The following is a 24,079-nucleotide window of genomic DNA, read 5'->3' as shown; positions in this document are numbered from 1 at the left end:
TGATGGCCACCGTCGCCGATCACGTCATCTCCGCGCTGCAGCTCAGTGGTGTACGCCGCGTCTTCGGACTGCCGGGTGACAGCCTCAACGGATTCACCGACGCCATCCGGCGCGCTGACGGGTTCTCCTGGGAGCACGTTCGGCATGAGGAGGCCGCGGCGTTCGCGGCCGCGGCTGACGCCGCGCTCACGGGTCGGCTCGCGGTGTGTGCGGGCAGTTGCGGTCCGGGCAATCTGCACCTGATCAACGGGCTGTTCGACGCGCAGCGCAGCAGGGTGCCGGTGCTGGCGATTGCCGCGCACATCCCGCGCGCCGAGATCGGGTCGGAGTATTTCCAGGAGACCCACCCGCAGGACCTGTTTCGCGAATGCAGCGTGTACTGCGAACTGATCAGCACCCCCGAGATGGCGCCGCGCATCCTGGAGATGGCCATGCGCACGGCGGTCGAGGAGAACGGCGTCGCCGTCGTCGTCGTACCGGGGGAGGTGTTGCTGGCCAAGGCGCCCGCGCAGTGGTCACCCCATCCGGTGCTTCCGACCCGATCCGTGGTGCGACCCGACGAGCAGTCGCTGTCCAACGCGGCGAAGATCCTCAACGACGCCGAGAGGGTCACGATCCTGGGCGGCGCCGGCGTGGCCGGCGCGCACGACCAACTGCTGGCGCTTGCGGGGACGCTGCAGGCCCCGATCGTGCACGCGCTGCGGGGCAAGGAGTTCATCGAATACGACAACCCCTACGACGTCGGTATGACGGGACTGCTGGGCTTCGCCTCGGGATACAAGGCGATGAAGGAGGCCGACGTCCTGCTGATGCTCGGCACCGACTTCCCGTACACGCAGTTCTATCCCGAGCACGCCACGGTCATCCAAGTGGACATCCGCGGGCGAAATCTGGGGCGGCGCACGCCCGTTGACGTCCCACTGGTCGGCTCGGTGGCCGACACCCTGGCCGCACTGGCGCCGTTGTTGACCCAGCATCGGGACAGCGCGCATCTGAACCGGTGCGTCGAGCACTACCGCAGGACCCGCAGGCGTCTCGATGATCTGGCGGTCAACGATCGCGACCGGGCCCCGATCAGGCCCGAATACGTTGCCGCCCAAGTCAGCTCACTGGCCACCGACGACGCGGTGTTCACCGTGGACGTCGGCTCGCCGGTCGTGTGGGCAGCCAGGTATCTGACGATGAACGGCCGTCGACGGCTGCTGGGTTCGTTCAATCACGGCACCATGGCGTGTGCGCTGCCGTTGGCGCTCGGCGCGCAGACCGTCGACCGAGGGCGGCAGGTGGTCGCGCTGGCCGGCGACGGCGGGCTGACGATGCTCTTCGGTGAGCTCATCACGCTGGTGCAGAACAGATTGCCGGTCAAGGTGGTCGTGTTCAACAACTCGTCGCTGAACTTCGTCGAACTGGAGATGAAGGCCGCGGGCATCGTGAACTTCGGCACCGAACTGACCAACCCAGACTTCGCGGCGGTGGCCCAGTCCCTGGGCATCTTCGGCCGGCGCGTCGAGAAGCCCGGTGACCTCGACGGCGCACTGGCGGCCGCGTTCGCCCACGATGGTCCCGCCCTCGTCGACGTCGTCACCGCACGTCAGGAGCTGTCCATTCCGCCCACCATCACCGCAGAACAGGCCAAAGGCTTCTCGCTGTACGCGATCCGCACGATCCTGGCCGGTCGCACCGACGAACTCCTGGATCTGGTCAGCACGAACGTCGCGCGCCGGATCCTGGATTGAGCCTCAGCGCACCACGACGGTGCTGGGCTCGCGGGGCGCGCCCAGCATGTCCCGATGCGACGGTGGCTGCCTGCCGTCCTCGTCGCTGATCCCGTAGCGCAGCGCGAGTTCTGCCCCGATGACGGCGTGTCCGCTCAGCGTGTCAAGATCGGGATCGTTGTACAGCGCGTCGATGAGATGGCCCGTGAACTCCGGCGTCTCGGCGTGGTGGGAGAACTGCGCAAGCCCCTCCGGATTGCCGGCGAAGGCGGCCCGCATCTTCTCAGTGAGCAGGATGCCCATCCAGATCGACACCGTGGCCACACCGGTGCCGCGGAAGTCGACGGCCATGTCCGCGACCATCTTGTCGACTCCGGCCTTCTGAGCGCCATAGGCCGGTCCGTGCATGTAGCAGACCGCGCCCGGCGACGACGTGAACGCGATCAGGCCGTGGTCCGGCTGAATGAGAAGCGGTGCGGCGTGCCATGTGGCGATGTACGACGATCGGAGTCCCACGTCCAAGACATCGGCCAACCCAAGGGGCTTCTCCCAGAATGGTTTCGGGCTCACCAATTCATCGGCGACCGCGGCGGCGTTGTTCACCAGGAGGTCCAGCCGACCCTCGTCCTCGCTCACGCGGTCGAAGAGTGCGGCCACCGCTGCGTCGTCCCGATGGTCCACCTGCACGGGAACGACGCCATCGGGCGTGTCCCCGCTGCTGCGTCCGGTTCCGTACACCCGCCAGCCTCGCGCCACCAGTGCCGTGGCGATTCCCCGGCCGGCTCCTCGGGTGGCGCCGGTCACCACGGCCACGGGCATCTCGTGCGTCATACCGCGAGATTACGGCGTCACCTCGGCAGCTATTGTGCGAGCTGTGACCGACCTGGCTAAGTACGGGCCGTGGGCAGTGATCGCCGGGGGCTCAGAAGGCGTGGGCGCGGAGTTCGCCGCCCAACTGGCGGCCGACGGCTTCAACCTTGTGCTGATCGCCCGCAAACCCGGCCCGCTGGAGGAGACCGCCGACCGGTGCCGCGGCCTCGGCGCCGACGTGCGGACGGTGTCTGTGGACCTGCTTGATCCGGATGCGGTTTCGCAGATCACGGCCGCCACCGACGACGTCGAGGTCGGCCTGCTGATCTACAACGCCGGCGCCAACACCTGCAGTGAACTGTTCCTGGACGGCGAGCTGGCCGACTTCGGCCGCGTGATCGACCTCAACATGACCCGGATGCTGGAGTTGGTGCAGCACTACGCGCGCCTGATGCGCCCACGGGGCCGGGGCGGCATCCTGCTCGTCGGATCGATGGTCGGCGCGCACGGATCGATGCGGCACTCGGTGTACGCAGGCGTCAAGGCGTTCGGCCGGCTGTTCGCCGAGAGTCTCTGGCTGGAACTGCGTGAGCAGGGGATCGACGTCCTGGAACTGGTGCTGGGGGTGACCCGGACGCCAGCGATGGCCCGCGTGGGGTTGAACTTCGACGTGCCCGGGCTGAAGGTGTCCGAGCCCGCCGATGTGGCGCGCGAAGGCTTGGCGAACCTCGCCAACGGGCCCGTGTTCATCGCGGGCGGCAACGCTGATGCCGTGCATCAGGGCAGCGGACCGGACCGGGCCGGCATCGTGCTCGGGGCGCACCGCAGGATCCAGAAGCTTCTGGGCAGGCAGTGACGCCGTGATACGGCTCGGACTGTCGACGCCCGGGGTGATCCAGATGCCGGGCGTCGCCTCCACATGGGAGGCCGGGATGACACCGGCCGACCTGGCGACCGTGGCCAGGGCCGCTGACGACCTGGGTTACGACTACCTGATCTGCGCCGAACACGTCGTGGTGCCGGTCGCCGAACGAGCCCGTCGCGGGGACGTCTACTGGGATCCGGTGGCCACGCTGAGCTATCTCGCGGCGCACACCAGCAGGATCCGGTTGGCCACCTCGGTCGTGGTGCTGGGGTATCACCACCCCCTGCAGATCGCCAAGAGCTACGGCACGGTCGATGTGCTCAGCGGCGGCAGGGTGGTCCTGGGTGCCGGCGTCGGCTCGCTGCAGCCGGAGTTCGAGCTTCTCGGTGCGCAGTTCGAGGACCGCGGCGCGAGGGCCGACGATGCGCTGCGGGCACTGCGCGCGGCGTGGGCGACACCCGAGCCGGACTACGACGGCGAGTACTACGCGTTCTCCGGCATGTCCGTGCGCCCGTACGCCGTGCAAGCTCATGTGCCGATCTGGGTTGGCGGCAGAACCAGGCGGTCCCTGCGCCGCGCGGTCGATCTCGGTGACGGCTGGATGCCGTTCGGGCTCGGGTTCGACGAGCTGCAGACGATGCTCGCGTCCGTCGACCTGCCCGACGGCTTCGACGTCGTGCTCAGCACCGCCGCCGCGCTGGACCCCGTTGGTGACCCGCAACGTGCCGCCACTGTGCTTCGCCGCCTGCGCGACGTCGGCGCGACGGCTGTCACCTGCACCGTCGGCGCAGTGTCCGCCGACCACTACTGTGACCAGTTGGCGGCCCTGATGGCGCTCGCACAGGAGTTGGAGGGGGATCCCGCATGAGCGATCTCGATGACCTGCTGGCCCGCGTGCGCCGACTCGAGGACGAGCGTGACATCGCCCGGTTGATCGCCTCTTACGGCCCCGCCGTGGACGCCGGTGACGCCGACACCACGGCCAAGCTGTGGGCGACCGACGGCGTGTACGACGTCGAGGGCTGGCAGATGGGCTCCCGGGCCGACGTCCACGCCATGGTCAGCTCGTCGTCGCATCAGGCGTTGGTGGCCAAGGGTTGCAGCCATTTCCTCGGACCGTGCGTCGTCACGGTCACCGGGGATGCCGCAGTGGCGGTGTGCGAATCCCTGGTGCTGGTCAACGACGGCGACGGCTACCGCGTCTGGCGCGCCACGGCCAACCATTTCGTCCTGCGGCGTGGTGCGCACGGGTGGGAGATCACCCGGCGGACCAGTCGGCTGCTCAACGGGGATCCCGGCGCACACGGCCTGCTGCGCTCCGGGCTCAGCGGGACACAGGTCTGATCCAACGGAAGACGGAGGAAATCGATGGCGACGTATGCGGTGACCGGATCGGCATCGGGGATGGGACGCGCCGCGGCCGAAAGGCTGCGCGCTGCCGGACACACTGTGATCGGTGTGGACCTGCGCGACGCGGAGGTCGTCGCCGACCTGTCGACTCCGGAAGGGCGGCAGGCGGCGGCCTCCGGCGTGCTTGAGGCCGCAGGCGGGCGCCTCGACGGCGCCGTGCTGGCCGCGGGCGTCGGGCCGACCCCGGGTAAGGATCGCCCGCGGTTGATCATGCAGATCAACTACTTCGGCGTCGTCGAACTCCTCGAAGCCTGGCGGCCCGCCCTGGCATCGGCCGGCAACGCGAAGGTCGTGGTCGTGGCGAGCAATTCGACGACCACGGTGCCGGTGGTGCCGCACCGCACCGTTCGCGCACTGCTGGCCAAGGACGCCGACCGCGCACTGCGACCGCTGCGCAAGTTCGGCAAGGCTGCGCCGTCGATCGCCTACGCGGGGTCCAAGATCGGGGTGGCGCGCTGGGTCCGAAGGATGGCGATCACGCGTGACTGGGCCGGCGCCGGGATCCGGCTCAACGCCATTGCTCCGGGCGCGATCATGACCCCACTGCTGCAGAAGCAGTTGGACACCCCGTCGGAGGCCAAGGCCGTCAACGCCTTCCCGGTACCCATCGGCGGATTCGGCGAACCCGAAGACCTCGCCGCCTGGATGGAGTTCATGCTGTCGGAGCGGGCCGATTTCCTCTGCGGCAGCGTCATTTTCGTCGACGGTGGGTCCGACGCATACTTCCGGGCGGATGACTGGCCGGGCGCGGTCCCGGTGGCCGGTCTGCCGCGGTATCTGTGGCGGTTCGCCAGGTTCAAGCGCTCAAACGGCTGACCAGCGGCCCAGCTCGGCGCACACTGGACCGGTGGACAGCGAGTTGGAGACCAAACACCGCACGCTGTGGGGGCAGGGGGATTACGCCGCCATCGCTGAGGTGGTTGAACCACTGGGCCGGCTCCTCGTGGGGGCAGCCGGTATCGGACCCGGCGCAAGGGTGCTCGACGTCGCCGCGGGCACCGGAAACGCCGCGATCCCGGCGGCCGAAGCGGGCGCCGACGTGGTGGCCACCGATCTGGTGCCCGAACTGCTCGATGTGGGCCGTGCGCGCGCCGAGGCCGCAGGCCTGTCGCTGGACTGGCGTGCGGCCAACGCCGAGGCGTTGCCCTTCGCGGACGCCGAGTTCGATGTCGTGATGTCCTGTATCGGAGTGATGTTCGCACCGCATCACCACGACGCCGCCGATGAGTTGACGCGTGTGTGCCGACCCGGCGGGACCATCGCGCTGATCAACTGGACACCCGAGGGATTCGTCGGGCAGATGTTCGCGACCATGCGGCCGTACGTTCCTCCGCCGCCGCCAGGAGTGTCACCACCGCCCCTGTGGGGCAGTGAGGGACATGTGGTGGTGCTGCTCGACGGCGCGGTCGACGACGTGGTCGTTGAGCGCCGGTCGCTGACGGTGGACCGGTTTCCCGACGGTGCGGCGTTCCGAGACCATTTCAAGGCCCACTACGGTCCGACGATCGCGGCGTATCGCGGAATCGCCGACGATCCGGACCGGGTCGCGGAACTCGACGCCGCGCTGGCCCAGCTCGGGGATGCCGCGTTGGGTGACGGTTCGACCATGGAGTGGGAATACCTGCAGGTCATCGCGCGTCGGGCAGCAGCAGGTTGACGGTGCGCAGTGTCGTCGCGGTGGCTGCTGCCAGCGCGTCGCACTCGGCGCCGTCCAGCCTCGCACACACCCAGTCCCAGTGAGCTGACACGGTGTCGCCGGTCCTCGGCCGCGCAGTCAACGACATCGTCCCGCGGGCCCAGCGCACCGACTCCGGAACGGCTGGACCCAGGGTCAGTGCACCCTTGGTGAACAGCAACGGACGCGAGCGCAGCACCACTTGGTCGTCGTCAACCGACTCGACTGTGCCCCAACGGATCCGGCAGGACTGCAGGATTCGCACCGGGGTCGAGGGCCCACTTCCGGCGCTCAGGAAGCGCACCCACGGGTACACCGCAAAGACATGGAAGCTGTGGTCGGCACACGCATGGCGGTCCAGGTCGGGGTGATCCAGCAGACCTGTCGGTTGCCCCCGCAGCGCTCGCCGGAGATGCTGCACCAACCGAGTGCCGTCGACCCGGGGCAGACCCGCTGTCCCCAGCCAGTAGCTGCGCACCACGTCGGCGTCGAGCGGATCGGAGATGCCCGCCGCCGCGGCGATCTCTTCAAGATAGGGCCACGCACCGTCGAAACCGCGCGCGTGTGCCGCGATTTCGGCACCGGCATCATCCGACAGAAGAATTCCGGAATCTGGCGGCCCGCAGTACCCGAGTTCGTTCGGCGGGTAGGCATAGCTGGCGAACAGCTGCCATCCGCGAGGTGGGGACCGCGTGTCGGCCGTCATGGCTCGACCTCGCCACGACCCATGAGCTGCAGCCCGGCCATCGCCTCGGCGGCGCCGGCCTCGTCGGTCTTCTCCACGACAAAGCCCATGTGGATGATCACCCAGTCGCCCGGCGCGAACGACTCGTCGGCCAGCATGCCGATGTTGACCCGGCGCTGTTCACCGGCGACGTCGGCGAGCGCCAACTGCCCTTCGTAACCGTCGAGAACGCGGACCACCCGGCCCGGAATGCCCAGGCACATCAGTTCGCACTCTCAGACAGCGCATCGTCGCCGGCACGCAGCAGCGCGACGGTGTCCTCGACCGCGCGCACCGCCGCGGGCACGGCCGCGCGCACCGAAGCGGACAACCCGATGCCCTCGTCGACGTCGTGCACCTGGGCGCCCACCACCACGGTGCGGGGTGGGCTGCCGCCGAGAGCGCGCAGGCTCGCGAACACCGTCGCTGGATCCATCCCGTGTGCGTCGAGACCCACAGCGCCCGAATCGGATTCGAGGTCGGCCTCGAACACCTCGACGCGGCCGGGCGCACCGCGGTCGGGAACGGCGTCCACCAGGATCAGCGCATCCCAGTCGTCGAGCAGATCGTAGGCGAGGTGCATGCCGCCGATGCCGTAGTCGACCACGCGCACGCCGGTGTCCGCGCCGTAGCGCAGGTTGCGCACGACCTCGGATCCGAACCCGTCGTCACCGAGGAAGATGTTGCCTATGCCGGCGATCAGGATGCGGGCGGCCACCGGCTACATCTGCCGCATCTTCAGATAGCGGCGAACGTCGGGGATCGACCGCACACCGACAACGACACCGACTGACAGCGCCAGCACCACGACGATTGCCGCCGCCCAACCCAGGACCTCCATGAGGGCCTCCTTTCACGAGTTCAGTGGTTCGATCTCCTCGGGGGAGAAGTACAGATGACGGCCGTACCACTCGTGCACCTCGGTGCCCGGATCGTCGTCCATCACGACGGCGACATGGGTGGCGCCGTCGAAGTCCTCGTGGACAGCGGTGACGCGGGCGATCCGGCCGCTGACGAACATGTCCTGCGCGTCGGCCCGGCGCGAGGGCCGCAACCGCACGCGGCTTCCGCAGGCCACGCGCACACCGTCGACCAGGACGGCGTCGGTGTCGGGACGGACGGAGCGCTCGGCCAGGGGATCCCACCACACCCCGTGCAGGTCCAGCATCGCCTCGGCGGACATGCCGTCGCACTGGTCGATGATCCGGGCCGCCCGCGAGTCGGTGGCCCGCGCCTGGGCCTTCTCCTCCTCGGTCATCGCCATCACGCGCAGCGTGAGGATCTCGTCGATCTCGGTCGAGTCGTACAGCGCGCCGCTGCTCTGTTCGGCGATCTCGGGATGGTCGTAGAGGATGATCGGCGAGATCAACAGCAGGCGATCGAACCCGGCAGGCCCGGCCAGCACCGGGAAGCAGCGGTGCTGACGACACTCCGCGACCGCTTCGGCCGCACCGGGAAGATCGTCGGGCGGTTCGAGCAGTGAGACGAAGCCGCCATCGAGGGCCTCGACGAGCACATGCGCACCGATCAGCGAGCGCTCGATGGCGTCCTGCCGGTCGGTCGGCGGGGCGCCGGTGTTGCGCACCGTGAGGGTGACGCGTTCGACGTCGCCGGTGCCGGCATGGACGTCGAACTCCACCACACCGTGCACACCGTGGCGTTCGCGGACCAGGCGCCCACCGTCGAGCACCTCGACCTCGATGCACGGCGCCGCGGCGATGGGCTGCGACCATGACGCGGAGGCGGTGAGATCGATTGGGCCGAACCACACCTCGGTCTCGACGGCCTCGTCCCATGTCAGCCAGGTGCCGGACGGGGTGACGAGTTCCGGCACGGGTCGGTGGCCGCCGAACTCGTCAAGGCGTTCGGCGCGCCGGTTCTGCAGGTGCAGGAATCGAACCGCCACCCGGAGTGCAGTGGTGCCGTGCACCAGGAAATCGGCGGCGAGGTGGTCCTCTTCGCCGAGGCCCGCGTCGGCCGCGCCCGGCGGTCCGAGCACGCCGAACTGCCAGCGCACCTGATTTTTGCTCGACGTGGCTCGGTACGGGTACAGCAGGTAGCCCTCGTAGAGCACCGCGTCGGCGACCGCGCGGGCCCGTTCCCAGACCGCGGACTCGACGGTCACGGCGTCTCGGCCCGTGCGGTGAGCAGACTGGCGACCGCGTCGTCGAGGTTGAGCAGTCCGCGCTGTGATTTGTAGGAGGCCAGAGCGGCGATCGTGTCGTGCTCCAGGCGCACCCAACCCCTGTCGGGAAAGTGCGTGGCGATCAGGGTGCGCCAGACCGACACGGGCATGTCGTAGTGGTCATCGCAGTGCCACGGCACCTGCTGTACGCGGAAACCGCTGTCCCCCTTGAAGAACACGGTTCCGCTGAAAAGGAACTGCAGCGGAACGGTTCCGTCGCGCAGCGCGTGCAGGTACTTGGACGCGGCGACTTCGAAGTCGTAGGTGCATGGCAGGGGAAGCGCGGTCGTCGCCGCGCCGGAGAATCCGGGCACCATCGCCGCGGTGTGCTGCCACAGGAATGTCCGCTGGGTTTCGGCCCAGCGTTCGCGCGGACCGAACAGGTCGAGCAGTCCGGGTTCCTCCTGGTCGGCATAGCTGCGCCGGGAGGGTTCGATGCGCACCTGACAGCGCAGCGCGATCGCATGGACCGGATCGTCGCTGGCGCCGGCCACCCCGACGTGTGCCGCCAGCGTGGGCGTCACGGCATACGGCTCCGGTTCGACGCCGAGTACCGAGAACGTCAGTTCGCTCATCGCCGCTCCTTGGCGCGTGCGGCGAGCGCGGCGAAGAAGGCGTCGATGAACGCGCGGGCGTCGCCGCCGCCGTCGAACCCGCGCCACACCGTGCGCAGGCCGCCGACGAACTCATAGCAGACGTCGATCGGAACCAGAAAACATTGCGGTGGACCGGTTTCGGGCAGCCGGATCAACAGCGCCTCGACGTCGTCGACGACTTCGGAGATGCGGGTGTCGGCCGCGGTGATCGCCTCCCACTGGGCGAGGTCGAGTTCGGATTCGCACGCCCCGGCCGGACCGGGATAGAAGGCGACGACGCGGCCGAGCGCGGAGTTCCGAAAGAAGAACGCCACCCCGACCGGGATCTGCAGCGCGTCCCAGGCTCGCCGGTCCACGGCGAAATCCGGAAACGACAGGCACCGGTCGGGCACCGCACGGTAGCGCAGGTCGGCGGTGTCAGCGGGGAACAACAGCCAGCACCCGCGGCACACGCACATGAGTTGGCGGCCGGCCACGCTGACGACATGCTGATGCTCGTCGCCGATCGGCTCCGAGCACATCTCGCAGCGCTCACCGGTCTGTGGCGGCGGCCGGGAGGTGATGCGCGACAGGATGTCGAAGGGTGTGGTCATGCCGAAACCTCGGTCGGTTCGACGTCGACCGCGAGACTGAGCACGCCGTCGCGGATCAGCAGTGGCAGCGGGTCCAGGTGCCCGAAAGTGTCACCCAGTCCTGCACCGGCGTGCACCGCGTCGTAGTGGGCATGACATCGGGGACAGCGCAGCACCGCATCCCGCGAGCCCGCCGCGCGGTGCAGGGCGGCCCCGGACAACGAGTCGCCACACGACGGACAGTGGTCGCGGTAGGCGTAGAGGGAATCACCGACCCGGCAGGCCAGCACACCGGTGCCGCCGACCTCGAACCCGCCGACCTCGCCGGGGGTCAGGTCGCCGAGTTCCGGGACCGCATGCCAGACGGTCCGCACCGCTGCGGCTCCTCGGGCCCGCACCTGGTCGAGCAGGGAGTCGGCGGGAATCACCGGCGCGCCGGGTTCGGCCGGTTCGGCCTGCTCGGTGACGACCTCGACGGTGGTGACCTCCGGTGCGGCAGCCCGTACGGCGTCCTCGACCGCGAATTCGAGCGTCACCGCCGAGGACGGGCAGCTCTGGCAGCTGCCGGCGAAACGCAACCGGGCGGTGCTGCCCTGCGGCCCGGCCACCACCTCGAGCAGTTCAACGTCTCCGCCGTGCGACCCCAGGTAGGGGCGCACCCGCTCGAGGGCGTCGGACACCCTGCGGTGCACATCGTGCGGGTGCAGACCGTGCACCAGCAGCAGGCTGGCCACCAGATCGTCCTGGGCCAGTCTTTCGACCTGCGCGTCATCGGCCATCGCGAGCATCCGGTGCAGCGCCTCGCCATAAAGGCCGACGACCTCACCGACGAGCGCTTCGGCACGCTCCCGCGCGCGGGTGCCGCCCATCCCGCCGGCGGCGTCGAACAGCGCCTGGATCCGGTCGCCCGCCGCGCGCCATCGGCCGTCCTCCGCCGAAGGATCCGCGCGGCCTGCCATGTGCTACTCCCCGGTGGCGGTCTGGGTGGGCGAATGCAGCCTCTGCAGGGTCTTGCCGCCTCCGAGATACATGTGGACACCGCACGGCAGGCACGGGTCGAAACTGCGGACCGTGCGCATGATGTCGATGCCCTTGAAGTTCTCCCGGTTGTTCTCCTCGAAGATCGGCTGGTCCTGCACCGCATCCTCGTAGGGGCCCGGTGTGTCGTAGCTGTCGCGTGGGCTGGCGTTCCACGGGGTGGGCGGATAGGGATGGTAGTTGGCGATCTTGCCGTCGCGGATCACCATGTGATGGCTCAGCACGCCGCGCACCGCCTCGGTGAACCCGCAGCCGATCGCCTCGTCGGGCACCTCGAACTTCTCCCACGTCTTCGTACGCCCCGCGCGGATCTCCACCAACGCCTTCTCGGCGAAATGCAGTGCGGCAGCGGCCGCGTAGGCCTGGAAGTACGTGCGGGCCCGGTTGCGTTCGATGGTGTTCGACCCGGCCGTGGGCACGTGCCATTCCAGTTCGACCGGGCCTTTGAGCGCGGTCTTGGGCAGGTTGATCTGGACGCTGTGTCCGGTGGACTTGACGTAGCCGATGTCGACCAGGCCCGCCAGCGCGGTGGACCACATCCGGGCCAGCGCACCGCCGCCGGTGTCCAGGGCCAGGTGATCGGTGCCGTCGAACCAGCGCGGTGACATCACCCAGCTGTATTTGTCCTCCAGATCGCGCTTCTGCGGGTGTGGATTGGTGTGCTGATTCCACGGGTGCCTGCGGTCGATCGGGTTGCCGAGGGGATCGGTCTTGACGAACATCTCCTGATCGGACCAGTCGTCGTAATACGAACTGCCGAGCAGGATCCGGATCCCCAGGTTGATGTCCAGCAGCGAGTGGGTGTGCAGTTTGCCGTCGATCACCACACCCGGGGTGACGAACATCGCGTCGCCCCACCGTTCCATGTCCTTGTAGGCGAAGTTGCACACCTCGGGATCCTGGAAGCTGCCCCAACACCCGAGCAGGGTGCGGCGCAGGCCGACCTTGTCGTAGCCGGGGATGGCTTCGTAGAAGAAGTCGAAGAGATCGTCGTGCATCGGCACGACCTTCTTCATGAACTCGATGTAGCGCATCAGCCGGCTCATGTAGTCGGTCATCAACTGAACGGTGGCCGACGTGCCGATGCCACCTGGGTACAGCGTCGACGGATGGACGTGCCGACCCTCCATGAGGCAGAACATCTCTCGGGTGTAACGGCTGACCTGCAGGGCTTCCCGGTAGAACTCCCCGGAGAACGGGTTGAGGGCGCGCATGATGTCGGCGATGGTCTTGTAGCCGTGGGCGTCAGCGTGCGGCGCCGCGGTGTTCTCCGCCTTCTTGAGCACCCCGGGGTTGGTCTCGGCGACCATCTTCTCGCAGTAGTCCACGCCGACCAGGTTCTCCTGAAAGATGTTGTGGTCGAACATGTATTCGGCGGCCTCGCCGAGGTTGATCAGCCATTCGCCCAAGTGTGGGGGTTTGACTCCGTAGGCCATGTTCTGGGCGTAGCAGGAGCAGGTGGCGTGGTTGTCGCCACAGATTCCGCAGATGCGGCTGGTGATGAAGTGCGCATCACGCGGATCCTTGCCCTTCATGAAGATTGAGTAGCCGCGGAATATCGACGAGGTGCTCCTGCATTCGACGACCTGCCGGTTCTCGAAGTCGATCTTGGTGTAGATGCCGAGGCTGCCGACGATTCTGGTGATCGGATCCCAGGCCATCTCAACGAGTTGGCCTGGTTCGTTCGTCATCTGCGACGGCTCGGGGATGATGGTGGTCATCGTGGGTGCCTTCGATTCCGTTGGTCAGTGCTACCAGGTGCGACGCGCGCCGGTGACGAGTTCCGTGCCGCGGTGTCGCCACTTCGGCTCCCGGTCCACGGTGTGGCCGGTGACGTGGCGCAGGCTGCGGATCACCGATCCGTACAGACCCGACGCCGCGGTGGACAGCTTCCCGCCGGGCGGTTCATCCATGAACGGCATGAACTTGTCCGGGAATCCAGGCATTGTGCAGCCGATGCAGATCCCCCCGACGTTGGGGCAGCCGCCGATGCCGTTGATCCAACCGCGCTTGGGCACATTGCATTTCACGACCGGACCCCAGCAGCCCAGCTTCACGATGCACTTGTGGGAGCCGTACTCGGTGGCGAAGTCGCCCTGCTCGTAGTAGCCGGCCCGATCGCAGCCTTCGTGCACCGTGTTGCCGAACAGCCACTGCGGTCGCAGCGCGTCGTCGAGGGGGATCATCGGTGCCTGGCCGGTGGCCATGTAGAGCAGGTAGGTCAACGTCTCCGACAGGTTGTCCGGGTGGGTGGGACACCCCGGTACGCAGACGATCGGAATTCCGGCCTTGCTCTTCCAGTCCCACCCCAGGTAGTCCGGCACCCCCATCGCCCCAGTCGGGTTCCCGGCCATCGCATGGATGCCGCCGTAGGTGGCGCAGGTGCCTGCGGCGACGAGGGCCGTGGCCTTCGGCGCCAGCCGGTCCAGCCATTCACTGGTGGTCATCGGTTGGCCGGTGGCGGGATCGTTGCCGAATCCGCACCAGTACCCCTCGTCATGGAGTTCCTCGTTCGGGATCGAGCCTTCGACCACGAGGACGAAGGGCTCGAGTTCGCCGCGGTCGGCCTTGAAGAACCAGGAGAGGAAATCGTCGGCACCACCGGCAGGTCCACATTCGAAGTCGATCAACGGCCAGTGCACCGCGACCTTGGGCAGGCCTGGCAGCGCGCCGAGGGCTATCTCCTCGACCGTGGGCTGGGTGGCGGCAGTCAACGCCACCGAATCGCCGTCACAACTGAGACCTGCATTGATCCACAGAACATGGATCAGTGTTTCTTCCGCTTTGACTGCTGCTTCAGTGAGCATGCTGCAGCTTCCCGGGGCGGGCTGAACCCCTGCGCCGCAGGAGTCGAGCGTCGGCCCACTTGCGCGGCGTTAGTTCTTGGGTCTACTCCGTGCACTCGTCGATGTCAACGAATCGTCGTTTGCGATGAACCGGCGCAGCCAATCGAACCAGGCCCTCATGCCTGCTCCGGTGCGCGCGCTGACCGGAAGGATCACGGCCGACGGGTTGACCATGCGGACATGATCGACGTACTGATCGAGGTCGACGCCGAGGTGAGGAACCAGATCGATCTTGTTCAGCAGCACCACATCCACTGCGCGGAACATCACCGGATACTTCAGCGGTTTGTCCTCCCCCTCGGTCACGGAGTAGACCATCGCCTTGGCGTGCTCGCCGACGTCGAATTCCGCCGGGCACACCAGGTTGCCGACATTCTCGACGATGACGAGATCGAGGCCGGGCAGGTCGAGCCCCTGCAGTGCGCGGTTGATCATGGGCGCGTCCAGATGGCATTCGCCACCGAAGCCGTTGTCGGTGTTGAGCAGTGAAATCTGGGCGCCGCGGCCTTCGAGCTTGGCGGCATCCAGATCGGTGGCGATGTCGCCCTCGATGACGCCGATCGAGAACTCGTCGGCCAGTGCGTCCAATGTCGCGGACAGTACCGTCGTCTTGCCCGACCCCGGCGAGCTCATCAGGTTCATCGCCCGGATCCCGTTGGCCTCGAACATGCTTCGGTTGATGGCGGCGCGCGTGTCATTCTCAGCGAAGATCGACTCGAGCACCTCGATCCGCTGTGAACCGGTCGAATAGCCGCTGTGGTCGCCGTGATCATGTCCGGTGCCGTTGTGCTCGTGGCTGTGCACCGTACCGTCGTCATGACGGTGAAATCGGCCCATGGCTGCCACCTTTCACGTGACGTCCAGCGATGTCACGAGGAATTCACTGCCCCGGGTGATCTCGACGTCGGCGCTCTCGCATGCCGGGCAGCAGACCGACCAGCGCGAGTCGATCTGTGAACGCTGCCGACAATTCCGGCACACCACCTCACCGGACACCAGTTCGAGTTCCAGTTCGGCGTCGGCCAGATCCTCGTGGTCCCGCAGCAGCGACCAACAGAACTCGAGCGACTCGGGCACCACCTGACGCAGCGCCCCGACCCGCACCCGCACGACCTCGACATGCCGGCCCTGGGCAGCGGATCTGACCACGGAGACGATCGCCTGGCACAGCGACAACTCGTGCACCCCTCCATGGTGCTCCGTCGCGCGCAGATTCTGTGCCGAATCGTGATCGCGGCGGCCGCCCGCGGGTCTAGCCTGGAAGCTGCCGACGCATCGACAGCCCATCCGGTGCGAGGGGGTCAGTGACCAGCAGATTGACGACGTCTCCGACGACGGTGCGAGTGCGCCTCGACATCGCCGGCGTGGTGCAGGGCGTCGGTTTTCGGCCCGCGGTGGCGCGCGCGGCCCTCCGGTACGGCGCCATCGGGTTCGTGTTCAACGATGCCGGATCGGTGCACTGCGAGGTGGAGGGTGCGCCCGAGGTCGTCGACGCCGTGGTGGCCGAAATCCAGTTGCGAGCCCCTCCGATGGCCAGGATCGATGCGCTTCAGCGGACCGATGTGCCGCCGCGTGGTGGCGTCGGTTTCGAGATCGTCGACAGCGCGCGCGGTCAGGGACGCACCCTCGTGCCGCCTGACATCGCGATCTGCGCCGACTGCCTGCGGGAACTCCGAGACCCGACCGATCGGCGCTCGGGGCACGCTTTCATCACCTGCACCAACTGCGGTCCGCGGTACACGGTGATCACCGACCTGCCCTACGACCGGCCCGCGACGACCATGGCCGGATTCGTGATGTGTGCGCGGTGCGCCGCCGAGTACCACGATCCCGCCGACCGGCGATTCCACGCCCAGACCATCGCGTGTCCCGACTGCGGGCCCACCCTGCGCTGGGAGGGGCCCGGGGGAGTCAGCGCCGACGGCCCGCTGGCCGCCGCGGCGGCAGCGTTGCGGGACGGAATGATCGTCGCGATCAAGGGGATCGGCGGGTATCACCTGGCCTGTCGGGCCGAGAACGCGGCGACGGTGGCTGAGCTGCGGCGGCGTAAGGATCGTCCCGCTAAGCCCTTTGCGGTGATGGTGCCCGATCTCGCGACCGCACGACGTCTCGCCGACGTCGGCCCCGACGCCGAGGTGCTGCTGTGCTCACCGGCCGCGCCCATCGTGCTGCTGCCCGGCCGCGACGAGCGGATCCAGCGTGCGGTGGCCCCTGGCCTGCGGGATATCGGCCTCATGTTGGCCTACTCGCCCGTGCACCACCTGTTGTTCGATCGACTCGGTGGTGACCCGCTCGTGATGACCTCGGCCAATCAGGGCGGGTCGCCGATCGTCTTCCGCGACGCCGATCTGTGTTGGATCGACGGCCTCGCCGACGGAGTGCTCACCCACGACCGCCCCGTCCACGTCTCCTGTGAGGACTCGGTGCTCGCTCTCGACGCGGCGGGCGACCCGGTGCCGATCCGCCGCTCGCGTGGGTATGCGCCGCTGCCGGTGTCGGTCGGAATCAACAGCCCACAGGTGATCCTGGCCACCGGCGGTGATCTCAAGACCACCTTCTGTCTGATGGGCGACGACGGCCACGCACATATGTCGTCGCACCTGGGGGATATGGCCGACCCGCGTACCCAGACCTGCTTCGAGGCGGCCTACCGTCATCTGGCGTTCATGACCGACCGCACGCCGGAGTTGTTCGCCTGTGATCTGCACCCGGGTTATGCGACCACGGCGTGGGCCACTCGTCACTCCAGTGCGGTGCACCGCGTTCAGCACCACCACGCGCACGCGGTGTCACTGCTGGCCGAGCAGGGGCGGTTGGCGAGTCCGATGATCGCCGCGGCCTACGACGGCACCGGCTACGGTTCCGACGGCACCATCTGGGGTGGCGAACTGCTCGTGATCACCGACCCGGCACGGTTCACCAGGTTCGGGCACGTGCAGACCTTCGGGCTGCCGGGCGGGGAGGGAGCGGTGCGCCAACCGGCGCGCATCGCGCTGGATCTGCTGCACCGCGCCGGCATCGACTGGGATCACCGGCTGCCATGCGTGCGCGCGCTCGACGACACCGCGATCAGGATTCTGGCCCAACAGATTCCGCGTCAGGTCGGCTGCGTTCCGACCAGCAGCATGGGCCGGTTGTTCGACGCGGTGGCCAGCCTGCTCGGCGTATGCCAGTGGGTCACCTACGAGGGCCAGGCGGCGGTCGAACTCGAACAGGTCGCCCGGTCGGGGCGCCCGGTGGCGCTGGACTTCGCGGTGGATGCCGGTGTGCTCGACCCGAGTCCTTTGATCACCGGTCTGGTCGAGGGCATGCGGACCGGCGTCGGCGTGGCCGACTTGGCCGCCGGTTTCCACGAGGCGGTGATCCGTGCCAGCACGCTGGGTCTTGATGCGTGCGCGGCCTCCACCGGGATCGGCACCGTAGGGCTGACCGGCGGGGTGTTCGTCAACCGTCTGCTGCTCGACGGTCTTCGGAAAGTCCTGTTGGACCGTGGTTTCGAAGTTCTCACTCATCGGGTGCTGCCGTGCAACGACGGGGGCCTCGCATTGGGGCAGGCTGTGATCGCGGCTGCGGAAAGGAGCGCGAGATGTGCCTAGGAATTCCCGGAAGAGTGGTGGCAATCTGGGACGACTCGGGGACGCGGATGTCGACTGTCGACTTCGGCGGCACCACGAAAACAGTGTGTCTTGCCTATCTCCCGGAGATGACGATCGGCGAATACGCCATCGTGCATGCGGGTTTCGCGATCGCCCGCCTGGACGAGGAGTCCGCCAACGCGACGCTGCAGATGTTCGGTGAGCGCGGTGTGCTCGCCGAGGAGCTTGCCGGAGAGGCAGGTCAGGTCGGGGAGCCTGGAAGGAGGGAACGAGCATGAGATACCTGGACGAGTTCCGCGATCCGGTGGCGGCACGACAGTTGGTGGACCAGATCCGCGACCGTGCCACCCAACCGTGGACGATCATGGAGGTCTGTGGCGGGCAGACGCATTCGATCATCCGCAACGGCTTAGACCAACTGCTCGACGGCGCCGTGGAGTTCATCCACGGCCCGGGGTGTCCGGTGTGTGTAACACCGCTGGAGATGATCGACCGGGCCCTGGAGATCGCCGCGCGGGAGGACGTGATCTTCTGCTCATTCGGCGACATGCTGCGGGTTCCGGGAAGCCGGCACGACCTGTTCAGTGTGCGGGCCCGCGGTGGGGACGTCCGCATCGTCTACTCCCCACTGGACGCGACCAAGGTGGCCGCCGACAATCCGGAGAAGGAGGTGGTCTTCTTCGGTGTCGGATTCGAGACCACCGCACCGGCCAACGCGATGGCGGTGGTGCATGCCCAGCGGCTTGGGCTGACGAACTTCTCGATGCTGGTGTCGCATGTGCTCGTGCCTCCGGCGATGCGGGCGATCCTGAGTTCGCCGACGAATCGGGTGCAGGGGTTCCTGGCGGCCGGTCACGTCTGCACCGTGATGGGGATGTCCGAATACGGGCCGCTGGTGGACGAATTCAAGGTCCCGATTGTCGTCACGGGTTTCGAGCCCCTCGACCTGCTCGAGGGGGTGCGTCAGGTGGTCGACCTGCTGGAAGCCGGGACCCCGCAACTGCGCAACGCCTATCCGCGCGCGGTCAGCCCCGAGGGCAACACCGTGGCGCAGCAGACCCTGTCCGAGGTGTTCACCGTGACCGATCGGCAGTGGCGAGGCATCGGCATGATCCCGCAGTCGGGGTGGACGCTTTCGCCGCGGTGGGCGCCGTTCGACGCCGAGATCCGGTTCGGAGTAGGGCATCTGCAGGTCGAGGAGTCAACGCTGTGTCACAGCGGTGAGGTGCTGCAGGGACTGATGAAACCCAACGAATGTCCCGCCTTCGGCACGGCCTGCACACCGCGGACCCCGCTGGGCGCGACCATGGTCTCGGCCGAGGGAGCCTGCGCCGCCTACTACCAGTTCCGCCGGCTTGAAGCGCCCGCCCATGCGTGAGCGGCCCGTGACCATCGACCCGGCGGACTGGGTGTGCCCGTTGCCGCTGCGGGAGACCAAGCGGATCGTGCTGGGCCACGGCGGCGGGGGTGTGCTGTCGGAGGAACTGATCGAGAACCTGTTCCTGCCGGCGTTCGGCACCGCGGGCGGGCCGGCCCGCGACTCCGCGCTGCTGGACGTGCCGGGCGGCAGGGTGGCGCTGACCACGGATTCCTATGTGGTTCAACCACTTTTCTTTCCCGGCGGCAACATCGGCGACCTCGCTGTCAACGGCACCATCAACGATCTTGCCTGCAGTGGGGCACAGCCGATTGCGCTGACCGCCGGGTTCATCCTGGAGGAGGGGTTGGAACTGGACGTACTCGGTGCCGTCGCGCAGACGATGGGCAAGGCCGCCGCGGACGCCGGGGTGGCCATCGTCACCGGTGACACCAAGGTGGTCGGAAGGGGCGGTGCTGATCAACTGTTCGTCAACACCGCGGGAGTGGGAGTTGTGCCCGCCGGCGTCGACATCGGCCCGGAGCGCGCGCGTCCGGGCGACCACATCATCGTGTCGGGCAAGCTCGGCGAGCACGGGGTTGCGATCATGAGCGTGCGCGAGGGGATCGACTTCGGGACGGTCGTGACCACTGACAGCGCCCCGTTGCACCACCTGGTGGCGGCGATGCTCGGTGTCGGTGACCCGTCGGCGGTCCACGTGCTGCGCGACCCGACCCGCGGCGGCCTGGTCGCCTCGGTGGTGGAGATCGCGCGGGCCGCATCGGTGGGCGTCGAGTTGGACGAGGCGAGAATTCCTGTGCCCGAGACTGTCTCGTCGGCGTGCTCGTTCCTTGGGCTGGACCCGCTGCAGGTGGCCAACGAGGGGAAGGTGGTGGCATTCGTCGACCCCGCGCACAGCGAAGAGATTCTCGACGTGATGCGGTCGCGTCCCGAGGGGGCCGACGCCGTGATCATCGGGCGCGTCGTCGGCGAGCACCCCGGGATGGCCGTGGCGAAGACCGCCTTCGGAACCATGCGGGTCGTCGAGCGCGAACTGGGGGAGCAGTTGCCCCGAATCTGCTGATCCCGACCCGAATCTCGCGAAACTGCTTTACAGAAATCTTCCGACACGTAACATCTGGCCCCAAGGTCGGGAGGGGTCTTCGTGAAGTTCTCGGTGTGGGTGGCACCTGCGGCGTGCCTGGCGATCGCGACGGCAGTGACGGTGGCGCAGGTGATGCCCGTGCCGTCCTCGCCCGTGGATCTTCTGGCGCAGCGGGTGCTGGCGATGGGCGGCAACGGCCGTCCCGACGGCGACAACATGCTCGCGGAACTCAACGGTTACTTCGACCCGGCGAGTGTGAACTACGGGCTGTGCGATGCGCGCCCCGACTGCGAGTTGGACACCTACGGCGTCATCAGCTGGAACGCTCAGGTGTGGCGGCCGGATTCACCGTTCGACGTCCAACAGGCGGATGGTGTGCGCAGTCTGGACGCCACGCTGCGCGCGGAGCTCAACGACACCGCGCCCGACGACGACGTCGTGGTGGTCGGGTACTCGTCGAGTGCCAGCGTGGTGGTTCGGTACCTGCGCCAACTGCACGCCCAGGCGATGGCCGGCGAGGATGTGCCCAGTCCCGACCAGGTCCGGTTTCTGGCCCTCGGCAGCCCAAATCGCCCCAACGGTGGCCTGTTCGCGCGCTTTCCCGGTCTGCACATCCCGATCCTGGGCGTCACCACAGACGGCGCCAACACCGAAACCGGCTACCAGCTCACCGACATCAGCTGGAAGTACGACCTGGTCTCGGACTTCCCGACGTATCCGCTGAACCTGGTGGCGCTCGCCAACGCGGCCCTCGGGTTCTTCTATCTGCACAGTTACTACTACGAGGCTGACCCCAACAACACCGACCTGGTGGTGTCCGATCCGAAGTGGACCGGCGCCAAGGAGGGCGAGCTCACCGACTACATCACCATCGCCCCAAGGCATCTGCCGCTGCTGCAGCCGTTCTACGACGCAGGCGTGCCGGCGCGCCTGCTCGATGCGATTGAACCGCTGCTGACCGAGATCGTCGAGCTCGGCTATGACCGTGAGACCCCGGTGTGGCAGGCGACGTCGGCCAAGCTGCTTCCGCGGCCGGAGCTGCTCCTCAAGGCGCTGCCGAAGTTGGTTGCCGCGCTGAAGAAGGGCGTCAAGATCCTGGTCGGGCGTACCCCCGCCGCGCGAACGTTGTCCGACGAATCGGCCGGCACATCCGTCGCTTCCGCGCCGCTCGCGCAGACGTCTCTGGAAGCCAAGCGGAGCTCGAAAGTGCTGTGGCCGTCATCAGTCAAACGCGCGGAGTTCAGCGCAGAGCGGCCCGCCCGGCGAGGGTCGGCCGTTCGGGCGACCCAGAATCTGAAGGCTGCCGTCGACAGGGTGCGGGACGGATTCCAGCGGGCGGGAGCCAGATTCAAGGTCAAGTCACGGGCGCAGACACAGACCACGACCGAGTCGGGACGCGAGTCGCAGAACTCGCCGAGCACCGCTGACGCCGCGGCCTGACGTCAACCGGCCGAGGCGTGTTGGCGCGCGTGGGCCACGGCCTCGTCAAGGGAGTCGATCAGGTGGTTCTCGTGCCGTAGGGCATCGATGACACCGACATTGGTGAGCAGGTCCAAGTGCTCGGCCTGCACGCCCTTGATGATCACGGTGACGCCGCGCGCCTCCAACTCCTCGGCGATGAGCGCCAGCGTGTGGGCTCCCGTCGCGTCGAGCATTCCCAGGTTCGACATCCTGATGATCACCACACGGACGTCAGGGTGTTCGGCGTCGGCGATGAGCGACGAAATCCGTTCGGCCGCACCGAAGAACATGGCCCCGTCGAGGCGCAGAAGGACGATCCTGTCGTCATACGGTTGCGGCGGGCCAGGCAGGGGTTCGTGCTGCACGCTGCTACGCCGAGCCACGCTGCGGAGGGCGAAAAACGCTGCGGCCAAGAGCCCTATCGCCACGGCGTCGATCAGGTCGAAGCAGATGGTGACGATCGCGGTCAGGGCGAACGTCAGCGCATCCGATCGGGTCGAGCGCAGAATCGTCAGCACGGTCCCTGCTGAGACCATCCGCAGCGAGGTGACCATCAGGACCGCCGCCAGCGCGGCCAGGGGGATTGCGGACACCGCATCGGTGCCGAGGTAGACCACCCCGAGCAGCAGCGCCGAGTGCACGACCGCGGCGAGGCGCGTACGCGCGCCGGAGCGGACGTTGACCGCGGTGCGGGCGATCGCCCCGGTTGCGGGCATGCCTCCGAAGATGCCGGAGGCCACTGAAGCCAGCCCCTGGCCGACGAGTTCCCGATCCGGGTCATAGGGCCCCGACGGCGACATGGTCGCCGCGACCCGCGCCGACAGCAGTGACTCGATGGCCGCCAGCGCGGCGATCGCCAGCGCGGCACCCAGAAGCGTGCGAAGCGCGTTCAGGTCGGCGTGCGGAAGTACGGGGGCCGGAAGGTGCGCGGGCAGTTCGCCGATCCGTGCCGCCGGAATGCCGACGCTCACCACGAGGACCGTGGCCACCACGACCGCGGTCAGTGATTCCGGGATGGCGCGGTGGATCTTCGGGAGCGCGACCATCAGGACCACGACCGTCGCCACCACCATCAGCGCCGTCTTGGCGACGGTCCAGTCGAGCGAGGTCACGACCTGCCAGGCCGCCTTGAGCGGCGTCTGGCCCGGCGCCGCCGTCTGGCCCAGCGCGGCTGGGACCTGCTGGAGGAAGATGATGGCGGCGATACCGACGGTGAACCCCTCGATCACCGGCCACGGTATGAACGTCACGGCTCGGCCGAGCCCGGTCACCCCGGCTGCCACCACAATCAGCCCTGCCAGCACCGTCACCAGGGCGACACTGCCCAGGCCGTAGTGCGCGACGACGGGCGCGAGCACCACGGCCATCGCCCCGGTCGGACCCGACACCTGAACGTGCGATCCGCCGAACACGGCGGCCACAATGCCCGCGACCACGGCCGTGATCAGGCCCGCGGCGGCGCCGACCCCAGAGCTGATGCCGAACGCCAGGGCGAGCGGCAGCGCCACCACACCCACGGTGACTCCGGCCAGGACGTCGCGGCGCCACGACCGGGGCGCCTCGGCGTAGTCGGATCGATGGGGCAGCAGCCTTGCGGCGCGTGCGCCCAGCGTCGCGATCACGGGGTGGGGCCGATCGCGGGCAGCGACCGAACGGCGTTGAGCTGCTCCTTGCGGGCGGCCAGCGTGTCGGTGAGGAAGATCCGCGCGATGCGCAGCAGTTCGGAGACCTGCGGGTGCGCGAGCCGATAAAAGACCGCGTTGCCCACCCGCTCGGCCGTGACGACCTGATGCCGCTTGAGCACCGCCAGGTGTTGGGACAGCAGCGTGGGCTCCAGGCCCGTGGCGTTGAGGATGTCGCGCACCCCCGTCGGTTCGGGGTCGGTGGACAGGATCTCCAGGATGCGGATTCGGGCGGGGTGGGCGAGCGCCTTGAACAGGTTCGCCTTGATCTCGTAGAGCGGGTGTTCACCGTCTTCGAGGAAACGTGCGGGCATGGTGCGGCCTAACAATTTATGGATTGAACAAAACCGCAATCCACTGTACACAAATCACGTTGCGCGGTCGTTCCGGACGGGACTAGGCTCGGCGATCGTGCGCAGGCGTCTTCTGGTAGTAGCTGCCC

Annotated in this window: 26 protein-coding genes; 11 read left to right on the top strand and 15 right to left on the bottom strand. The window is 67.9% G+C overall.

The annotated features are described in order from the left end of the window. Window positions 1-2: 2 nt before the first annotated feature. Window positions 3-1,736 (top strand): ubiquinone-dependent pyruvate dehydrogenase, encoded by a 1,734-nt coding sequence (poxB, locus tag G6N34_RS15615; RefSeq protein WP_085148069.1) that lies wholly within the window; start codon window positions 3-5, stop codon window positions 1,734-1,736. Between the two features lie 3 nt (window positions 1,737-1,739). Here poxB and G6N34_RS15610 read toward each other — a convergent pair whose 3' ends face one another. After that, window positions 1,740-2,546, bottom strand: a complete 807-nt coding sequence (locus tag G6N34_RS15610) for an SDR family NAD(P)-dependent oxidoreductase (protein WP_085148067.1) — start codon at window positions 2,544-2,546, stop codon at window positions 1,740-1,742. A 43-nt stretch (window positions 2,547-2,589) separates the two neighbouring features. Between G6N34_RS15610 and G6N34_RS15605 the strand changes: the two genes are divergently transcribed. From G6N34_RS15605 to G6N34_RS15585, 5 genes are read left to right on the top strand one after another with little or no spacing between them, the layout of a single operon-like run. Continuing rightward, window positions 2,590-3,381, top strand: coding sequence for an SDR family NAD(P)-dependent oxidoreductase (locus G6N34_RS15605; protein ID WP_085148065.1), 792 nt, complete (start codon window positions 2,590-2,592; stop codon window positions 3,379-3,381). 7 nt (window positions 3,382-3,388) lie between these two features. Next, entirely contained in the window at window positions 3,389-4,258 is an 870-nt protein-coding gene (locus G6N34_RS15600) for an LLM class F420-dependent oxidoreductase (RefSeq protein WP_085149915.1), read from the top strand. After that, complete coding sequence (locus G6N34_RS15595) at window positions 4,255-4,734, top strand: nuclear transport factor 2 family protein (protein WP_085148063.1); 480 nt, start codon at window positions 4,255-4,257, stop codon at window positions 4,732-4,734. The genes G6N34_RS15600 and G6N34_RS15595 overlap by 4 nt, the downstream gene beginning before the upstream one ends. 24 nt (window positions 4,735-4,758) lie before the next feature. Then, window positions 4,759-5,616: an SDR family oxidoreductase gene (locus G6N34_RS15590; protein ID WP_085148061.1), complete on the top strand. Its 858-nt coding sequence runs from the start codon at window positions 4,759-4,761 to the stop codon at window positions 5,614-5,616. A gap of 31 nt (window positions 5,617-5,647) precedes the next feature. After that, entirely contained in the window at window positions 5,648-6,457 is an 810-nt protein-coding gene (locus G6N34_RS15585) for a class I SAM-dependent methyltransferase (protein ID WP_234812714.1), read from the top strand. On the opposite strand, the gene G6N34_RS15580 is transcribed toward G6N34_RS15585, so the two are convergent. From G6N34_RS15580 to G6N34_RS15530, 12 genes are all read right to left on the bottom strand, one after another. Beyond that, window positions 6,429-7,181, bottom strand: a complete 753-nt coding sequence (locus G6N34_RS15580; protein WP_085148056.1) for a DUF6390 family protein — start codon at window positions 7,179-7,181, stop codon at window positions 6,429-6,431. The two genes, G6N34_RS15585 and G6N34_RS15580, sit on opposite strands and share 29 nt — an antisense overlap. Further along, a complete protein-coding gene (locus tag G6N34_RS15575) occupies window positions 7,178-7,423 on the bottom strand; it encodes a HypC/HybG/HupF family hydrogenase formation chaperone (protein WP_085148053.1) in 246 nt (81 codons plus the stop codon). Before G6N34_RS15575 ends, G6N34_RS15580 begins: the two co-directional genes overlap by 4 nt. Beyond that, window positions 7,423-7,917, bottom strand: coding sequence for a hydrogenase maturation protease (locus tag G6N34_RS15570; RefSeq protein ID WP_085148050.1), 495 nt, complete (start codon window positions 7,915-7,917; stop codon window positions 7,423-7,425). Before G6N34_RS15570 ends, G6N34_RS15575 begins: the two co-directional genes overlap by 1 nt. Window positions 7,918-7,920: 3 nt before the next feature. Beyond that, the gene (locus G6N34_RS28495; protein WP_407663231.1) at window positions 7,921-8,040 is read right to left on the bottom strand and encodes a DUF6893 family small protein; all 120 of its coding nucleotides are present in this window, start codon (window positions 8,038-8,040) and stop codon (window positions 7,921-7,923) included. Window positions 8,041-8,052: 12 nt separating this feature from the next. Next, window positions 8,053-9,324, bottom strand: a complete 1,272-nt coding sequence (locus G6N34_RS15565) for a hypothetical protein (RefSeq protein ID WP_085148047.1) — start codon at window positions 9,322-9,324, stop codon at window positions 8,053-8,055. Continuing rightward, a complete protein-coding gene (locus tag G6N34_RS15560; protein ID WP_085148044.1) occupies window positions 9,321-9,959 on the bottom strand; it encodes a DUF6084 family protein in 639 nt (212 codons plus the stop codon). Before G6N34_RS15560 ends, G6N34_RS15565 begins: the two co-directional genes overlap by 4 nt. Continuing rightward, on the bottom strand, window positions 9,956-10,573 hold the full coding sequence (locus G6N34_RS15555) for a DUF5947 family protein (RefSeq protein WP_085148041.1): 618 nt from the start codon (window positions 10,571-10,573) through the stop codon (window positions 9,956-9,958). Before G6N34_RS15555 ends, G6N34_RS15560 begins: the two co-directional genes overlap by 4 nt. After that, window positions 10,570-11,511, bottom strand: coding sequence for a NifU family protein (locus tag G6N34_RS15550; protein ID WP_085148038.1), 942 nt, complete (start codon window positions 11,509-11,511; stop codon window positions 10,570-10,572). Before G6N34_RS15550 ends, G6N34_RS15555 begins: the two co-directional genes overlap by 4 nt. Before the next feature lie 3 nt (window positions 11,512-11,514). Continuing rightward, window positions 11,515-13,311, bottom strand: coding sequence for a nickel-dependent hydrogenase large subunit (locus tag G6N34_RS15545; RefSeq protein WP_085148035.1), 1,797 nt, complete (start codon window positions 13,309-13,311; stop codon window positions 11,515-11,517). Between the two features lie 30 nt (window positions 13,312-13,341). Continuing rightward, on the bottom strand, window positions 13,342-14,397 hold the full coding sequence (locus tag G6N34_RS15540) for an NADH-quinone oxidoreductase subunit B family protein (protein WP_085148032.1): 1,056 nt from the start codon (window positions 14,395-14,397) through the stop codon (window positions 13,342-13,344). Between the two features lie 69 nt (window positions 14,398-14,466). Further along, on the bottom strand, window positions 14,467-15,273 hold the full coding sequence (hypB, locus tag G6N34_RS15535) for a hydrogenase nickel incorporation protein HypB (RefSeq protein WP_085148030.1): 807 nt from the start codon (window positions 15,271-15,273) through the stop codon (window positions 14,467-14,469). Window positions 15,274-15,285: 12 nt separating this feature from the next. After that, complete coding sequence (locus G6N34_RS15530) at window positions 15,286-15,621, bottom strand: hydrogenase maturation nickel metallochaperone HypA (protein ID WP_085148026.1); 336 nt, start codon at window positions 15,619-15,621, stop codon at window positions 15,286-15,288. Window positions 15,622-15,740: 119 nt separating this feature from the next. Between G6N34_RS15530 and hypF the strand changes: the two genes are divergently transcribed. The 5 genes from hypF to G6N34_RS15505 all read left to right on the top strand — a co-directional run bounded on the left by hypF (window position 15,741) and on the right by G6N34_RS15505 (window position 21,934). After that, window positions 15,741-18,032, top strand: coding sequence for a carbamoyltransferase HypF (gene hypF, locus G6N34_RS15525; protein WP_234812713.1), 2,292 nt, complete (start codon window positions 15,741-15,743; stop codon window positions 18,030-18,032). After that, the gene (locus tag G6N34_RS15520) at window positions 18,023-18,310 is read left to right on the top strand and encodes a HypC/HybG/HupF family hydrogenase formation chaperone (RefSeq protein ID WP_085148021.1); all 288 of its coding nucleotides are present in this window, start codon (window positions 18,023-18,025) and stop codon (window positions 18,308-18,310) included. The genes hypF and G6N34_RS15520 overlap by 10 nt, the downstream gene beginning before the upstream one ends. Next, window positions 18,307-19,410 (top strand): hydrogenase formation protein HypD, encoded by a 1,104-nt coding sequence (gene hypD, locus G6N34_RS15515; RefSeq protein WP_085148019.1) that lies wholly within the window; start codon window positions 18,307-18,309, stop codon window positions 19,408-19,410. The genes G6N34_RS15520 and hypD overlap by 4 nt, the downstream gene beginning before the upstream one ends. Continuing rightward, complete coding sequence (hypE, locus tag G6N34_RS15510) at window positions 19,403-20,473, top strand: hydrogenase expression/formation protein HypE (protein ID WP_085148017.1); 1,071 nt, start codon at window positions 19,403-19,405, stop codon at window positions 20,471-20,473. The genes hypD and hypE overlap by 8 nt, the downstream gene beginning before the upstream one ends. Before the next feature lie 81 nt (window positions 20,474-20,554). Next, on the top strand, window positions 20,555-21,934 hold the full coding sequence (locus tag G6N34_RS15505) for a PE-PPE domain-containing protein (RefSeq protein ID WP_085148015.1): 1,380 nt from the start codon (window positions 20,555-20,557) through the stop codon (window positions 21,932-21,934). 2 nt (window positions 21,935-21,936) lie between these two features. Here G6N34_RS15505 and G6N34_RS15500 read toward each other — a convergent pair whose 3' ends face one another. Both G6N34_RS15500 and G6N34_RS15495 read right to left on the bottom strand, forming a co-directional pair. Continuing rightward, window positions 21,937-23,577, bottom strand: a complete 1,641-nt coding sequence (locus tag G6N34_RS15500; RefSeq protein ID WP_179965766.1) for a SulP family inorganic anion transporter — start codon at window positions 23,575-23,577, stop codon at window positions 21,937-21,939. Continuing rightward, window positions 23,574-23,951, bottom strand: coding sequence for an ArsR/SmtB family transcription factor (locus tag G6N34_RS15495; protein WP_085148013.1), 378 nt, complete (start codon window positions 23,949-23,951; stop codon window positions 23,574-23,576). The genes G6N34_RS15500 and G6N34_RS15495 overlap by 4 nt, the downstream gene beginning before the upstream one ends. Window positions 23,952-24,079: the final 128 nt, after the last annotated feature.

Origin of the sequence: Mycolicibacterium confluentis (genome assembly GCF_010729895.1) — a bacterium.
In the GTDB taxonomy this organism is placed as follows: Bacteria; Actinomycetota; Actinomycetes; order Mycobacteriales; family Mycobacteriaceae; genus Mycobacterium; species Mycobacterium confluentis.
Note: the sequence above shows the minus strand (reverse complement) of the source record. Positions and strands in the feature narration are given on the sequence as shown.

Excerpts from the sequence above, each read along its gene's own strand:
- G6N34_RS15545 (WP_085148035.1), bottom strand. The coding sequence starts at position 13,311 with ATGACCACCATCATCCCCGAGCCGTCGCAGATGACGAACGAACCAGGC.
- G6N34_RS15520 (WP_085148021.1), top strand. The coding sequence starts at position 18,023 with ATGTGCCTAGGAATTCCCGGAAGAGTGGTGGCAATCTGGGACGACTCG.
- G6N34_RS15495 (WP_085148013.1), bottom strand. The coding sequence starts at position 23,951 with ATGCCCGCACGTTTCCTCGAAGACGGTGAACACCCGCTCTACGAGATC.
- hypE (WP_085148017.1), top strand. The coding sequence starts at position 19,403 with ATGCGTGAGCGGCCCGTGACCATCGACCCGGCGGACTGGGTGTGCCCG.
- G6N34_RS15540 (WP_085148032.1), bottom strand. The coding sequence starts at position 14,397 with ATGCTCACTGAAGCAGCAGTCAAAGCGGAAGAAACACTGATCCATGTT.
- G6N34_RS15555 (WP_085148041.1), bottom strand. The coding sequence starts at position 10,573 with ATGACCACACCCTTCGACATCCTGTCGCGCATCACCTCCCGGCCGCCG.
- G6N34_RS15595 (WP_085148063.1), top strand. The coding sequence starts at position 4,255 with ATGAGCGATCTCGATGACCTGCTGGCCCGCGTGCGCCGACTCGAGGAC.
- poxB (WP_085148069.1), top strand. The coding sequence starts at position 3 with ATGGCCACCGTCGCCGATCACGTCATCTCCGCGCTGCAGCTCAGTGGT.
- G6N34_RS15575 (WP_085148053.1), bottom strand. The coding sequence starts at position 7,423 with ATGTGCCTGGGCATTCCGGGCCGGGTGGTCCGCGTTCTCGACGGTTAC.
- hypD (WP_085148019.1), top strand. The coding sequence starts at position 18,307 with ATGAGATACCTGGACGAGTTCCGCGATCCGGTGGCGGCACGACAGTTG.
- hypB (WP_085148030.1), bottom strand. The coding sequence starts at position 15,273 with ATGGGCCGATTTCACCGTCATGACGACGGTACGGTGCACAGCCACGAG.
- G6N34_RS15550 (WP_085148038.1), bottom strand. The coding sequence starts at position 11,511 with ATGGCAGGCCGCGCGGATCCTTCGGCGGAGGACGGCCGATGGCGCGCG.
- G6N34_RS15610 (WP_085148067.1), bottom strand. The coding sequence starts at position 2,546 with ATGACGCACGAGATGCCCGTGGCCGTGGTGACCGGCGCCACCCGAGGA.
- G6N34_RS15560 (WP_085148044.1), bottom strand. The coding sequence starts at position 9,959 with ATGAGCGAACTGACGTTCTCGGTACTCGGCGTCGAACCGGAGCCGTAT.
- G6N34_RS15590 (WP_085148061.1), top strand. The coding sequence starts at position 4,759 with ATGGCGACGTATGCGGTGACCGGATCGGCATCGGGGATGGGACGCGCC.
- G6N34_RS15580 (WP_085148056.1), bottom strand. The coding sequence starts at position 7,181 with ATGACGGCCGACACGCGGTCCCCACCTCGCGGATGGCAGCTGTTCGCC.
- G6N34_RS28495 (WP_407663231.1), bottom strand. The coding sequence starts at position 8,040 with ATGGAGGTCCTGGGTTGGGCGGCGGCAATCGTCGTGGTGCTGGCGCTG.